Genomic DNA, 14,817 nt, shown 5'->3' with positions numbered 1-14,817 from the left:
GTTTTTCATTGTATTTTCATTTATTTTTGTTTAGCAATTAGTGTTTTTTATATTTAAGGTTTAGGGTCATTTTGTCTGGCGAATACTTGCAGCATTCCTGGCCGGCTGATCAGGGTGTCGCCCTGTTTTTCAAATTCCCTGAGTTCGATCAGCAGGGCATTTATCTCTTCCGCCGTTGATTCGCGGCAGTGTAGAATGGTTTCCCTGAAAGCTTCCAATGCGAGCGTTATAACACGGTTGTTGGTGTGGGGAATGAAAGCCGGCAGGGTGGAAATAATTTCAAGGGTATCAAACCCTGCCTGTTGCAATTCTAGCTGTATGCGCTCCGGCAGCAGGGCAGCGCTGGGGCGGGGCGTTTCGAGCATATCGATCAGTTCCATAGACCGTGCGAGGGCGTGGTTGTATGGATAGGCGCTGAAACCGGAGAGCGATACGAATTCCAAAAGGAGGTGGCCACCGGCTTTCAGGTTTTGCCGAAGGGCTTGCATGCGTGCAGTCAAACCCGGAAGGTTACCTCCCCAGATGCGAGCGTAAGCAAAATCATAAGCCTGTCCGGCTTCCAAATTGAACATATCGGACCAGGCTAGAGGGATGCATTCGTGCTCCTGGAATTCAGTGAGCGGAAAACTGTCTTCGCTGTTTTCGCCGGTTAGATGAAGGCCATGACTATCCTCCGTATTGGGAAGATGCCTGGTAAGCCACTTCTGCGTTGCAGGTTTGTACATTTCTGAAAACAGGGCATTCAGGCTGCGACGGGCAGCGTTGCCCTGCATGTGCGTGGTATCTCTTTCTTTTTGTCCTACTTGATGTGCTGTGCTCAATATCATCGTGGTGCTTTGCAGTTGTTACGGGACAAAGGTGCAAGGCAAACCACCAAAGCACTTTACCTAGGGTTCGGGATGTTTTACCTATTGTTCAGTGCTGAAAAATATACTTTACCTATTGTTCAATGGGTAGGCAACTTTGGTGTCTAACTAGCTGATAGTTAGTTGTTTGATTGTTCAGTTTGGTATTTGAACTCCGGCTGGGTTTTGAATCATGAAAAGGTTTGTTTCTTAAGATTCTTTACCTCCGCGTCTCCCGAGGCGCCTCCCCAAACTCTTCACTATATATCCGGGAGAAATAAGCCGGGTTAGAAATACCCACTTCATAGCTGACCTCCGAAACGTTCAGATCGGTTGTTTGCAGGAGCTCGCGGGCTTTATTCAGGCGTACCGTGCGTATGAATTCGCTGGTAGACTGGCCGGTCAATGCTTTGATCTTGTTGTGCAACTGCGTCCGACCCAGGGCTATGGCACGGCACAGGTGGACAATGCCGTAGTCCTCCTCTGCAAGATGATCCAGTACCAATTGACGGAGTTTAAGAATAAAAGTATCCTCTGCCTGAACAGCTTCGGAGTCAGCGGGTGATTCCGCAAAAGAAGGATTGCGGTAACGCGCCTGTAATTTGGCGCGCAGCGCCAGCAATTGTTCCAGGCGCACCAGCAGTTCCTCCTGTTCAAAGGGCTTGGACAAATAGGCATCGGCGCCCCGGCGCAGGCCGCTAAGCCTTGACTCGAAATCGGCCTTTGCGGTCAGCAAAACGATGGGAATATGGCTGGTGCGCTCGTCGTTCTTGAGGGTTTCGCACAGAGCGAAGCCGTCTTTTACCGGCATCATCACGTCGCTCACAATCAGGTCGGGCACCTCCTCGATGGCCAATTCGATACCTTCCTGGCCGTCTTTAGCCAGCAGCAGATGGTAGTGTGGATCCAGGAAGCTCGAGATATATAGTCGGACGTCTGCATTGTCTTCTACGATGAGGAGAGATGGCTTATCATAGCCAATCTTTCGTGTACCGAATGAAGTAGATGGAGTGACATCCGCCGCCGGCATTATTTCAATTTCCGGTGAAACGCTTGAATTGGCAACGATTTCTACTGATGGAATATAGTGCCCTTCCTGTATTCTGGCTTCCCGGGTTATCGGGAAAGTCAATGAAAAAGTGGTTCCTTCTCCGGGCTTGCTGGACACCTCGATCCTGCCATTCAAGAGTTGCACCAGTTCCTTGGTCAGCGCAAGACCTACACCAGAACCTTGAGGTTTTTGGGTTGCCAAATCTTCCACCTGATAAAACAATTCGAAAATATGGGGTAAAGCCTCTGTGGATATCCCCTCGCCACTGTCTTTTACCTGAACGAGCAGCTGTTCCCGGCCGGTTTCGCTGTGTTGTAGGTCGATTTGCAGGTAAATGTCGCCCGGAGGAGGTGTGTATTTGATGGCATTGGACAATAGGTTTGAAAGGATATGCATCATTTTCTCAGGATCATAATCCATGTCAATCGTGTCATCTTTTGCAAGAATATGCATACGTAGACCTTTGTGGTGAGCCAGTTGGACAAATGATTCGGCGATATAACGGAGGTAGGGAATTATGTTACTGCGAATCAGGTTGATGGTAAGCGCGCCGGATTCAAGTTTACGCAGGTCGAGGATCTGATTAATTAGGGATAGCAATTGTTGGCTGTTGCGCTGGATCAGCTCCATGCCATTTTCCAACCATTGCCCGGGTTGTTGCCTGATTTGTGTGGCCATGCCGGATATAACCGTTAACGGTGTACGGAATTCGTGGGAGATATTGGTAAAAAATCGGGATTTGATTTCGTCGAGTGTCTTCAGTTTGGCGGCTTGTTGCTCAATCAGTTCTTTGTCGTGACGAATTTGTTCAGTACGGGCATTCACTTCAACTTCCAAATGCTCACGTTCCAATTGCAAGCGTCTAATCCAAAAATATGCGCCCAGTAAAAAAGGTAAAGCGCATAGTACATAGAACCACCATGTATTATAGAAAAATTCGGCTATGTCTACTTCGATCTGTAGCGGCTCCGGAGTACAAATACCTCGATGATCGTATCCCCGGATGCGGATCTGATAACGCCCTGATGGGAGGTTGGGAAGGTCGAGTTGGGATTTGTTGGCGATGTATATCCATTCCGAGGCGTCAGGGTCATTCTCTTTTACGATCTTGTAAGCAAAGCTATGATCCTCCGTTCGAATGTGGCTGGACAATGAAAAACTCAGGTTCAAATAGCGGCGTGCAGCCGGCAAAAAAAGGACACCCATTTGATCGAATCCGAAATGCAAGGTACTGTCACCCCCTTTGTGGGAGTCGTAACGCGTGATGCCGGTCAGGTAAATGTGCAGTTTATCAGAAAGTTGGAGCTGTTTTTTGAGTACTTCCGGCTGAATGATATTGACACCTTTGACCGAACCAAACAACAGCTGGCCTTTAGAATCCTTGCAAAAGGAAAAGCGATTAAATTCATTAGTCGAAAGGCCATCTTCTTCATACAATTGAGCCAGAACTTCGCCTTCGGTGGAAATCAGATTGAGCCCGTTGTATGTTGCGACCCATTGAACGCCTTGGTTGTCGCTAAGAATACCAACGACCGTATTGTTCGACAAGCCTCCCTCCCGGTCTATCACCTGTATCTTGCCCGATTGGGGGTCAAAAATATGAAGGCCACCTGCATACATGCCGACCCATAAGCGACCTGCTTCATCTTCGTGCAGGCACATGGCACGTTCATCGCGAAAGCCCTGAGCGTAGCCGTATCTCCGGCCGGTTCCTGTATTTAATTCTAGTTGCCAAAGGCCGTTCAAAGTGACGATCCACAAGCTGCTATCGCGCGCCAGGTAAAGTGCGTTGACATCGTTCGGTGAAAGATTAGGCAGCTTGGTTCCTTGCCAGAGACTTAGTTTTTGGGTAGTCAGGTCAAGAAAACACAAGCCATGTTTTTCCGTATAAAGGGCAATAGTCCGGCTATCGAGAAAGGTGAATTTGGCAAAATAAGAACCGACCAGAAATGCATGCGGTTTAAGATTAGAATCCAGCCGGACCAGATTTTCACCATTGCTGTACCACCAATAGCCGCCTTTTGCCACCAGCTTAGACATGGCAACGGGCTGCAGGAGTGCCCTGTTCGACTGATTTCCCGACTGTTCAGGGATTTGGCTAAAAAAGTTTTGCAGCCCAGCAAAAACAAAGTGGTCGCCGTCTTCCGGTTTTACTAAGTATTCACCTGGTTTCCATTCAACTATCCCCCGCGTTGCAGAACCCTTTAGCACAGAGGTGATGGCTCCGTAGTACTTTAGATCGGCTGCAATTATACCACCTTGTTGGAACGCTAAAATGTTTCGCCTGAAATCTCTGCTAAACACATTGTAATGCAGTATATTTTCAAACCGGGAAGCTTTCACAGTCGCTTCCAGCACCGCGCTATAATCGAATAACCTACTACTGGTATCCATCAGAACACCGATATAATTGTTCCTCTTGTCCGGGAACATAAACAGGAGATTGCCTACCAAATCCCTTGTAATTTGGTAATTGAAAATGTAGCTGATGTGGTCCATGCGATGAGGAAAAACCCAACGCAACAATGCTCTTCCAGTCAAGGTGTCAATTTGATATACATGGTCCCGGTCAGCCAATAAAATACTCCCCTGCGGTCCTTCCACCAAATTAACCCGGTACCGGAATAGCAAAGGGGGTGGAAGCGATCCGGCAAACAGCTCGTCAAAGGTGTAGGGGCGCAAACTTTGGTTCTGAAGATTGAATCGAAGTATTTTCAACCGCTCTCGCAGGTTACCACTAAAGACCAAGTCCCGCGCTTCGCAGAACCACAGTTCGTCTCCAGCCAGCAGTTGAAAATTGGGGAAAAACCGGTCTTTTTCCGCTTCCAGGTCGTGGTCGATGGAGGATTCATAATCCAGAAGCAAATTCAGTTTATCCTCTTTCAGTTGGTAAATAAGCTGGCGGTTGGCATAACCAGCCAATACAATCAATCCGTGCTTCGGGGTATAGCCCATGAAAACAATTTCCGCTTGTTCGCGGTCCAGCTTAAAAAAATGGGTTTTGCGAGAGTCGGGGTTGAAACGAAAAAAATGGTTTGATTTTCGAAAAAATCCATACAACTCACCGGACTCCTGCATTCCTGCCAGACAGGCCTGTCCCGTAGCGCCCATGGGTTGGTTGGTCCAATGAATTTCGTCAGCTCTGCGACAGTTAAACTGATAAAAGTTAACGGTTTGGTGTTCCGCTTGTCCAAAACAAGGGTTGATCCATAACCGACCCTTCCGGTCATTTATTCCATTCCAGGCACAGGTAATGGGCATACCGTCTTCCTGAGTGAATTGGCTGATATTTGAAGGATAAAGTTTGGGAAAAGTGGCCACTTCCTGCCCCGACAGATGAAGAGATGCCAGGGTGAATGACAGAATGGAAGTTAGATAGGGTAAATGCCAGGACATATTGAGATCAAACATCGGAAAAAGGAATGAGAAAGTAACTATTTTGACATTTTGAAAAAGCTTTGAATAACCCTTATGGAATTCGTTTTTGTATTGAATTTTTAAAACAAGCGCCGCTATGTTTTAATAAAGTGTTCATATAAGTTAAGAAATTTTGCTTCCTTAAAACACACCTTAAATTTAAACTAAGTTTGGTTGTTCTGGAATAAAAAATGGATTGCAATTTGGAATCTGGGGTGACTGCAAATGCATTGAAGAAGTTTATTGTGAAATTCAAAATATTCCAGAAAATACAGTTCAAACTTTTGATGTAAGCCTTACTCTTTGTAAATTATATTATTTATGGATTGATGGAAACAGTGGTTCGGTATGTGATTTACTTTAAATACAAGTGGCGGAGGTACGCCTGTAATTGATTCATTGTCTTTCATAATTCATGACTCTGACAATTATATTTTAAGTATGCTGTTTTTATTGTGTTTGGGTGTTAAAAATCCTGCCTTTCGGCAATATCCAAACAGGTCGAGCTCATACAGAATAAAATAAATTGACTAAAGTGCATTATCCCAATTCATGCAATGGAATCCAGTTTCTTAGCTTAAAGCATTAAGCAAAAAGCTTTGTTTAGGGTTTTTGTAAATCACCTTTCTATTGCAGTATATTGGAAATTATATATTGATAATCAACAATATATAGTATATTTTCAATTCTAATGCAGAGATTGGAATTATTATGAAGAATAAGGCAGTTCATAACTTAACAAATATGTATAAAGTTTTATTTTGCTATTCAATTATTGCACGATACCTTTCTAGCAGGTTTACTTCTTCTTTTTCCCATGCATATTCTCTTGATGCCTGGATGCAAGCTTGCCTGCATGATTCTTGTAAATCTTTCGATTCCATTTGTTTGATGGCCATGAGCAATGCTTCTTTTGTTAGGGCATTGAGCAGAACGCCAACGCGATGTTTGCTGTGGATGTTTGCATATTCCGGAAAATTCATCTGAATAACAGGAAGTCCAGCTTTGATATAATCAAAGGTTTTATTGCTGAGTGAGTAATAATAATTTTCACTTTGTGAATCCAAGAGGTCAAATCCAATCCAGGCTTGAGATGCACATGTAAACATTTCCATATAACTCAAGCGGCCATGAAAAGTAATTCTATGCTGCAGATTTAAGTTGATACATTGTTGTTTTAAATTATCCAAAAGATCTCCGTCTCCGCTGATTTCTAAGGTATACTCTTCCGGCAGACTCAACATGCATTCGATTAGTAACTCCAATCCGCGCCCTTCGTTAACAGCTCCCTGGTACCACAGGATTTTTTTATCGGGTAGAGAAACCGCCTCAATTGCCGGATTTGAGGTTGGAACATTTCTGATCAGTTGAAATATTTTATGGTATTTTTCACTCAATAGCCTGGCCAGGGTTTCAGATACCGTATAGCATAGATCAGCTTTTGGTATGCAAAGTTTTCCAATGGCTTCCCAGATCGATGTAATAAATTTTTTATTCCGGATCTCGACGCTTTTTTCAAAATATTCATGGGCATCAAACACAAGTTTCGATTGTTTCAGTTTTGCTGCTAAAGTACACGCCAATAAGGTATCCAGGTCGCAAGCACAAATGATTTCGGATTTGGTTAGGAGTAGTTTGCAAAACAACCGCAGATTGAATTCTGCATAAAAGAAAAATGACTTTTTGAAAAAACAATTTAAGAGGACCAGTTGGAACGGATAACGGGCTTCAATTTGAGCGCGTTTGTTTCTTCCCAATACAAGAACTTCATACGAAGCCGAACTCAGTGATCCTGCTATCTTTTGTACGCGTTGATCAAAATGAATATCGCTGGTTGCTGCAATCATTATTTTCATCCTTTGATTCAGTTTTTCAGCGTGATTTGGTCCCAATTGCGCGTGAGTTCGCCGCTCGCAATCATCTGTTCGAGCAGCAATTCTATCTGTTTTCGCCGGTTTAGTGGGAACAGGTAATAAATTTCGCGTAGGCCCGCCTGCTTTTGATTATTAAGATGGCTAACGATCGTTTGTTTCCATTTTTCAAGCGCTTTTGCATCGGGAGCCTTTACGCGGACTTCCATGCAATAATCGCAGTTTCCGCAGGGTTCGTCGTCATTCTGTCCAAAATACCTGGATATGTAAACTTGTCTGCAACCTTTATGCAATACGAATTGGATCATGGATTCAAATCGTTGTTTTAAAATCTCCTTTCTTTTCTCATACCATTTCTTGTCAATCTGAAAATATTTGCTATCGATCCTTTCTCCTGCAAACTGAATTTGAGGTTTGGAGCGCGCTTGCTGATATTGGATAATTCCTTCTGCATGAAATTTCTTTAACAAATAAACCACTTCTTCCAACGGTAAACTACAAAGCTTAGCCAATTGCTTCTCAGCTACAGAAACCGATACGGAATGAATGCCTTCATAAGATCTCAGCAGGGCCTTTAAAACCAAACCAGCCTTTTCATTTTGCATGACCTGTCTAAAATCAGATTCAGAACCGACTACCTGAACTTTTGATGGTCTGAACAATGCATCTGATAAAAATATTTTACCGGTCTGCTCAAGTATCCGGAGACCATGCAACAATTTGTCAGTTTTCCACCCCGATTTTTTCGAGAAAGCTGCTAAGTCAAATTCTACGCCTTCTTCCATGATTGTTCCTTTCGCAACATCCAGATATACAGCCAGCGATTTATAAATTTCTTTGAGTTCCTCCAGCGATGGAAATTGTAATTCCCAGTCCTTTTGTAATTTTTGCAGATCACCTTTGAAATAGGAAAGCACAGCATAGGCATGTTTTTGATCTCTGCCCGCTCTCCCAATTTCCTGAAAATATTCTTCGATACCCGGAGGAAGATCGATATGGTGAACCAATCGGACATCTGGTTTATCGATGCCCATTCCAAATGCATTGGTTGAAACCATCACGCGATCTATGTTGTTGATCCAACGTTCCTGTTTTTCAGAACGGATCAAAGGGTCGAGTCCGGCATGATAAAAATTTGCTGATATTTGATTTCGCTGCAAGTACTCGCTCATTTCAACGGTAGCTTTTCTGTTGCGCACATAGACCAGAGCCGTTCCATTTGTTTTTTGCAGCAGGTGTCTCATGAAGTCCCGTTTTTGCTCTTCTTCCCTGACGATGATGGATAGATTTTTTCTACGGAAGCTCATTTCAAACCAATTAGGATCCTTCATCTTTAGCTGCGTCTGGATCTCTGTTCTGGTATAGGGGGTTGCTGTAGCAGTGAGCGCAAGAAATGGGACTTCTAAATGTTCTCTGCAATCTGCGATACTTAAATAGGAAGGCCTGAAATCATGTCCCCATTGGGCAATGCAGTGCGCTTCGTCGATGGCAAAGAAGCTGATGTTCATCGATGCAAAAGCTTCCTTCATGGCTCTGCTGTTAAGTCTTTCGGGGGCGAGATAAAGTAATTTCAGTTTGCCGTACAAGGCATTTGAAATGATGTTGCTGATTTCCCGGGACTGCAAGCCCGAATGCAAAGCCTCTGCTTCAATGCCCAGTTCTTTCAGTCGTCTGACCTGGTCGAGCATGAGTGCGATCAGTGGAGAAACAACGATACAAACTCCCGGCAAGCACAGAGCCGGAATTTGAAAGCACAGAGATTTCCCACCTCCCGTTGGGAGTAAGGCAATCGTGTCTTTCCCATGGAGTACAGAAGTGATGATATCGAGTTGCTGAGCCCTAAACCTGTCGTATCCCCAATATTTTTGGAGAATTTCTACCGGATCTTTGATGCTGTTTTCCATTCAGAACGATGGACAACGAACGGGATTTTTGAATAAACTATTTTTAAAAAGGGGATTTTTTCCAAAATGATAATGAATACCGATTCCCAAAGTTTGATAACCGTCGTTGGATCTTGGGTTTGCACGTTGTTGTCCTGTATTGGCCCGGATTTTATTGCCCAATTCGGCTGCGGTGCGGCCATTGAACTGAAGCAGGGTTTCATAAGATACGTAATTTCCGGAAGCATCATCGAGATAATCGGTATTGCTTAAACGAAGATTGAGTTCCAGTCCTAAGCTGAAGTGTGAAGATAAATGATAACGCAAGCCTCCGCCAAACATATAGACTGCAGAAAAAAGCTTGTATTTTTCCGAATAACCCGGCATACCTTGCCCTTCTGTGCCTAAAGCTCTCAGATCTACCAGGCTCCCGTTGTAATTTCCTCTGGGATCAAAATGTATAAAGCCAAATCCCATTTGCAGATAGGGACTGAAACGCATGGGCTCCAAACGGAAAAGATTGAATATTTGAAGTTGAGCTGCACCCGATAATTCCCGGATGCTGGTTTTGAAATTCAAATTTCTTCGCAAAAGCTGAGCGTTTGTGGCATATCGGTCATCTCCGCTGATCGTAAGTTGGGCGTATTGAATTTTAAAACTGAATACAGGATCAACATCCCAACGCAATTGAACGTTAAACATCGGATGGCTCTGTTTTACCGAACTTCTGAGATTTTCTGTGAGGTCTCCATTGTAATTAGAGGCACCCAGATATAAACCTAAATCGACCGGCTGCGTTAAAACAGGATGAATGACAAACAGAGCTAAAAGAATCAAAAGGCTACGCATGATTTTTCGCTTCAATCAATCAAATCTAACTAATTTTGCACTTCGCCCAAAAATAATGCTATTATTTGATTTAGAGTACTTTATTTATTATAAAAATATTTAAACTAATTACATGATCTTCAATAGAGTTTTAGGTATCTGCCTTGGAGTTTTGTTTTTTGTAAATCTGATGGCCCAGGATGAACTGCCGCTCAACTGGCATTTACTGGATAAACAAAAAGACGGACTACCAGGTATTAGTCTCGAAAAGACTTATGTTGAACTGTTAAAAGATAAGAAATCCAGGCCGGTGATTGTTGCCATCCTCGATTCAGGAGTGGATTATAATCACGAGGATCTGAAATCCGTCATGTGGGTTAACCCCGGAGAAATTCCAGGAAACAAGGTCGACGACGACAGCAATGGTTATGTGGATGATATTTATGGATGGAATTTTATTGGGGGTCCCAATGGAAACGTAGCCTACGACACTTACGAATCAACCCGGCTTTATGCTCAGATGCGGTACAAATTCGATGAAGCAGATCCCAAAAAGTTAAACAGCACACAAAAAAAGGAATACGAGTTTTTCTTAAAGTTAAAGAAAGACGTGGAAGATAGAAGAGCCAGTGCAGAGAAAAATCTGGAGCAAATTAACCAGACCGAAAATTTTATACTCATAGCGTTAAATGCTTTGGAAATAGCAATGGATTCGACCCAATTGATGAATTCAGAAAATCTGGAGAAACTGGACGGCGGAGAGAACCAACAGTTGCAAATGGGCTTGGCTATTGCCAAGCAAGTCGTTGGCCAGGGATTGAATTTTAAAAACGTGGGTGAATTCAAATCATTTATCCTTAAGGATTTCACGGATGGTAAAAAGCATTTTTCAAAGGAAGTGGAATATGCTTTCAATCCCGATTACGATCCGCGGGCAATTGTTGGGGATGATTATACTGACTTCGGACAAAAATTTTATGGGAATAATGATGTCATTGGTTCAGACGCATCGCATGGCACCCATGTGGCGGGGATCGTTGCAGCCGAAAGAAAAAACAATCTTGGGATGGATGGAGTTGCCGATCATGTGCGCATCATGGCGGTGCGCTGCGTGCCGGATGGTGATGAACGCGATAAAGATGTGGCAAATGCCATTCGATATGCAGTAGATAATGGAGCCAGCGTGATCAACATGAGTTTCGGCAAAGGTTATTCTCCTCAAAAGGAATACGTCGATGCAGCTATTAAATATGCAGAAGAAAAAGATGTTCTGTTGGTCCATGCTGCAGGGAATGCGGCCTCTAATAATGATAAAGTTGAAAATTTTCCAAACAAGTATTTTAAAAAGAAAAAATTTCTTTCCTGCAACAAAGTATCCAATTGGATTGAAGTGGGCGCCAGTCAATTCGAATCGGGACCTGAATTGGTCGCCGGATTTTCAAATTACGGTAAGAAGCAAGTGGATCTATTTGCTCCCGGCGTCCAGATTTATTCAACCATGCCTAATCAAAGCTATGCACACGAACAAGGTACATCGATGGCAAGTCCAGTAGTTGCAGGTGTGGCTGCTTTGCTTCGTTCTTATTTTCCGGAACTAACCGCAAAGCAAGTTCGCAAGATCATTTTAAAAAGTACAGCAAAGCCAGATTATGAAGTCATCAATCCGGGAACGAAAAAGACTGAAAAGTTGAATAAAATGAGCGTTACCGGCGGTTTAGTCAATGTATATGAAGCGGTTCAGCTCGCTTTAAAAACCAAAGGAAAAAAGAAAATTAAAGACGAAAGAACAGGACCTGGCGAAATCGTACCGAAGAAAACAAGTCCGCGGAGTTGAGCAAAGCGGGTAGCAAAATGCTCAAAGGGAAGAAGGCATCAGCTTTTAAAATATTTCATAATATTTTAGTAAAGAAATAATTCCCTATACTTTATTAGGACGAAATCTCGGGTCGAAAGCCTCTTCCATTTATTTCCCACTCCTGCCCGACTGATATTTTGTTTTAAAATAATGGAAAACTTGTTCGGTCAGGCGGGGATTTCGCAGATTTACGCAGATCTTTCATTTAGTTTATAATCGAAACTTCGAAAAGTCAAAAAGTCGAAATATCGAAAAGTCAAAAAGTTAAAAAGTCGAAACTTCTAATTGTCGAAAAAACCTCTTCCATTTATTTCCCGCTCCTGCCCGACTGATATTTTGTTTTAAAATAATGGAAAACTTGTTCGGTCAGGCGGGGATTTCGCAGATTTGCGCAGATCTTTCATTTAGGTTTTTATCAAAAAGACAAAAAGACAAAAAGTCAAAATCTCGAAGTGTCGAAATCCCGAAATGTCGAAAAGTCGAAAAACCTCTTCCATTTATTTCCCGCTCCTGCCCGACTGATATTTTGTTTTAAAATAATGGAAAACTTGTTCGGTCAGGCGGGGATTTCGCAGATTTGCGCAGATCTTTCATTTAGGTTTTTATCAAAAAGTCAAAAAGTCGAAAAGTCAAAATCCCGAAGTGTCGAAATATCGAAATATCGAAAAGTCGAAATATCGAAAAGTCGAAAAGTCGAAACTTCGAAAAGTCGAAACTTCGAAAAGTCAAAAAGTCGAAATCCCGATAAAATGACATGATTCATAGGAAATGAAATAGTTAGATTTATTTTATCGGGACAAAAAGTCAAAATCCCGAAGTGTCGAAATATCGAAATGTCGAAAAGTCGAAAAACCTCTTCCATTTATTTCCCGCTCCTGCCCGACTGATATTTTGTTTTAAAACAATGGAAAACTTGTTCGGTCAGGCGGGGATTTCGCAGATTTGCGCAGATCTTTCATTTAGGATTTTATCAAAAAGATAAAAAGACAAAAAGTCAAAATGTCAAAAAGTCTGGATGTCGAAATAGTCGACTCTCCCTCTTTTAAATCCCTACGATTGATTGAACGATCTTACGAACCGGCCGGATTTCATGGACATATCGGATGCTTTTTCCAGCACACCATACATTCTGATACGTGTGGTCGAAAGCTGCTTTTTGGAGTGTTTGCATTCCACTTTTATAAACCCAGAGTTTGAACCATTTTTTAAACGTCTTATTTCGATTTAAAAAACGTTGAAATGCAGTTTGTTCCTGACCGGTTTTTTGAACGTAAGGGGTGTTGATAACCGTGCAGGGAATTCCACTGAGTTTTGTAGTGCACACAATATCGTTTTCAGAATAATCTACACAAGCTTGCTTGTATTCTTGACTTACCGGGGATTCTTGAGAAGCAATAAATACAGTGCCTGCTGAAACTCCTGCAACTCCAAGAGACATCGTTTTATTAAAACTTGCATAATCTCCCACTCCGCCGGAAGCGATGATGGGGATGTGTGGAAATGCGCGTAGTAGTTGTGGTATAAAAACTTCAGGGTCATGGGGGCCCAAATGTCCTCCGGCTTTATTAGTCACTGCAATAAGAGCATCTGGATTTAGTTTGGCAGTTTTCTCAGCATATTCCATGGTTGATACATCGCAGAAAACTTTGATTCCATAAGGCCTGCATTTTTTAATGATCTCCTCTGGATTTCCAAGCGAGCTGATGATAAACGGAACTTTATAATCGACGCAGGCCGACAATTGTTCTTTCAGTTTGTAATTGGATTTATTGGCGATCAGATTGATGCCAATGCAGGCATTGGACATGGAGATCGATTGTAAGGCCCTGATCAGTTCTGAATGGCGTCGAAAATTTAATGCCGGAATGCAAGCAGCGATTCCCGCTTTGGCAGCTTCTATACTCATTTTCATATCCGACACCAAAAACATTGGAGCCATGATGACGGGATATTGAATGTCGAGTAAGTCTGTAAGCGATTGCGCTTTCATCGTCTCAGTAAGCCCACTTCAAATACGTGGTTCCCCAGGTGAATCCTCCTCCAAAGGCACTGAGAAATATTTTATCGCCCTTTTTGAGCTGGCTTTCGTAATCCCAAAGACATAGCGGCAAGGTCCCCGAAGTTGTATTGCCGTACCGGTGAATGTTGATCATCACTTTCGATTTTTCCATTTCCAGAAAATCGGCTACGCTGTTGATGATGCGAATATTGGCCTGGTGTGGAACCAACCAGTCAATTTCATTTTTTTCGAGATGATTTCTTTGCAAAACTTCTTTGATGGATTCAACCATACCATTGACTGCAGCTTTGAACACAGGTTTTCCATCCTGATAAACATAATGTTCTTTATTTTGGACGGTCTCAAGACTTGGTGGTTTGAACGAACCTCCGGCTTTCATGTGTAAAAATTCCCTGCCTGCACCATCGCCGTGAAAAGAACTGTCCAGGATTCCAAATCCTTCACTGTTGGGTTCGAGCAATACGGCACCACCTCCATCGCCAAAAATTATACAGGTAGCCCTGTCGGTGTAGTCGATGATGGAAGACATTTTATCCACGCCCACGACGATTACTTTTTTATGCATTCCACTTTCGATAAATTTAGCTCCCGTCGTCAAACCGTACAGAAATCCGGAGCAAGCTGCATTGATATCAAATCCCCAGGAATTTTTGATGCCCACCTTATGACAGATGGTGTTGGCCGTATCCGGAAAAACCATATCGCCGGTTACAGTACAGCAGATTAACAGCTCAACTTCTTCGGGTTTGGTATTTGTTTTTTCGAGTAATTTTTCGACGATGATCTTACCCATATCTGAAGCTGCAAGTCCCGGTTCCTTGAGAATGTGCCGTTCCTTGACTCCGGTTCTTGTGGTGATCCATTCATCTGTCGTGTCGACCATTTTTTCCAGTTCGGCATTGGTAAGTATATAATCGGGAACATAACCCTGAATTCCAGTGATAGCAGCTTTAATGGAGCCCATGATTTGAATATTAGGCTGCAAATATACCACGGACAATAGAATATCTCATGATTTCTTTATCATATTAAAAAAAAATATAACTT

At 42.9% G+C, this 14,817-nt stretch carries 8 protein-coding genes; 1 reads left to right on the top strand and 7 read right to left on the bottom strand.

The window, feature by feature from the left end; translation table 11 throughout:
- Nucleotides 1-53: 53 nt before the first annotated feature.
- From IPM34_10465 to IPM34_10445, 5 genes are all read right to left on the bottom strand, one after another.
- A complete protein-coding gene (locus tag IPM34_10465) occupies nt 54-827 on the bottom strand; it encodes a hypothetical protein (protein ID MBK8955964.1) in 774 nt (257 codons plus the stop codon).
- 238 nt (nt 828-1,065) lie between these two features.
- Complete coding sequence (locus tag IPM34_10460; GenBank protein MBK8955963.1) at nt 1,066-5,307, bottom strand: response regulator; 4,242 nt, start codon at nt 5,305-5,307, stop codon at nt 1,066-1,068.
- Nucleotides 5,308-6,077: 770 nt separating this feature from the next.
- The gene (locus IPM34_10455; protein ID MBK8955962.1) at nt 6,078-7,169 is read right to left on the bottom strand and encodes a glycosyltransferase; all 1,092 of its coding nucleotides are present in this window, start codon (nt 7,167-7,169) and stop codon (nt 6,078-6,080) included.
- A gap of 8 nt (nt 7,170-7,177) precedes the next feature.
- Entirely contained in the window at nt 7,178-9,088 is a 1,911-nt protein-coding gene (locus tag IPM34_10450) for a RecQ family ATP-dependent DNA helicase (protein ID MBK8955961.1), read from the bottom strand.
- Nucleotides 9,089-9,916, bottom strand: a complete 828-nt coding sequence (locus tag IPM34_10445; protein ID MBK8955960.1) for an outer membrane beta-barrel protein — start codon at nt 9,914-9,916, stop codon at nt 9,089-9,091.
- Between the two features lie 112 nt (nt 9,917-10,028).
- On the opposite strand from IPM34_10445, the gene IPM34_10440 reads away from it, so the two are divergent.
- Nucleotides 10,029-11,729: a S8 family peptidase gene (locus IPM34_10440; GenBank protein MBK8955959.1), complete on the top strand. Its 1,701-nt coding sequence runs from the start codon at nt 10,029-10,031 to the stop codon at nt 11,727-11,729.
- 1,063 nt (nt 11,730-12,792) lie between these two features.
- On the opposite strand, the gene IPM34_10435 is transcribed toward IPM34_10440, so the two are convergent.
- Both IPM34_10435 and IPM34_10430 read right to left on the bottom strand, forming a co-directional pair.
- On the bottom strand, nt 12,793-13,740 hold the full coding sequence (locus IPM34_10435) for a nitronate monooxygenase (protein ID MBK8955958.1): 948 nt from the start codon (nt 13,738-13,740) through the stop codon (nt 12,793-12,795).
- A 4-nt stretch (nt 13,741-13,744) separates the two neighbouring features.
- Nucleotides 13,745-14,734 carry a ketoacyl-ACP synthase III gene (locus IPM34_10430; GenBank protein ID MBK8955957.1) on the bottom strand — a complete coding sequence of 330 codons (990 nt, stop codon included), beginning with the start codon at nt 14,732-14,734 and terminating at the stop codon, nt 13,745-13,747.
- Between the last annotated feature and the right edge of the window lie 83 nt (nt 14,735-14,817).

This window comes from Saprospiraceae bacterium, assembly GCA_016716185.1.
Taxonomy (GTDB): Bacteria; Bacteroidota; Bacteroidia; order Chitinophagales; family Saprospiraceae; genus Vicinibacter.
The sequence above is the reverse complement of the archived record's forward strand: the minus strand, read 5'-3'. Positions and strand labels throughout refer to the sequence as shown.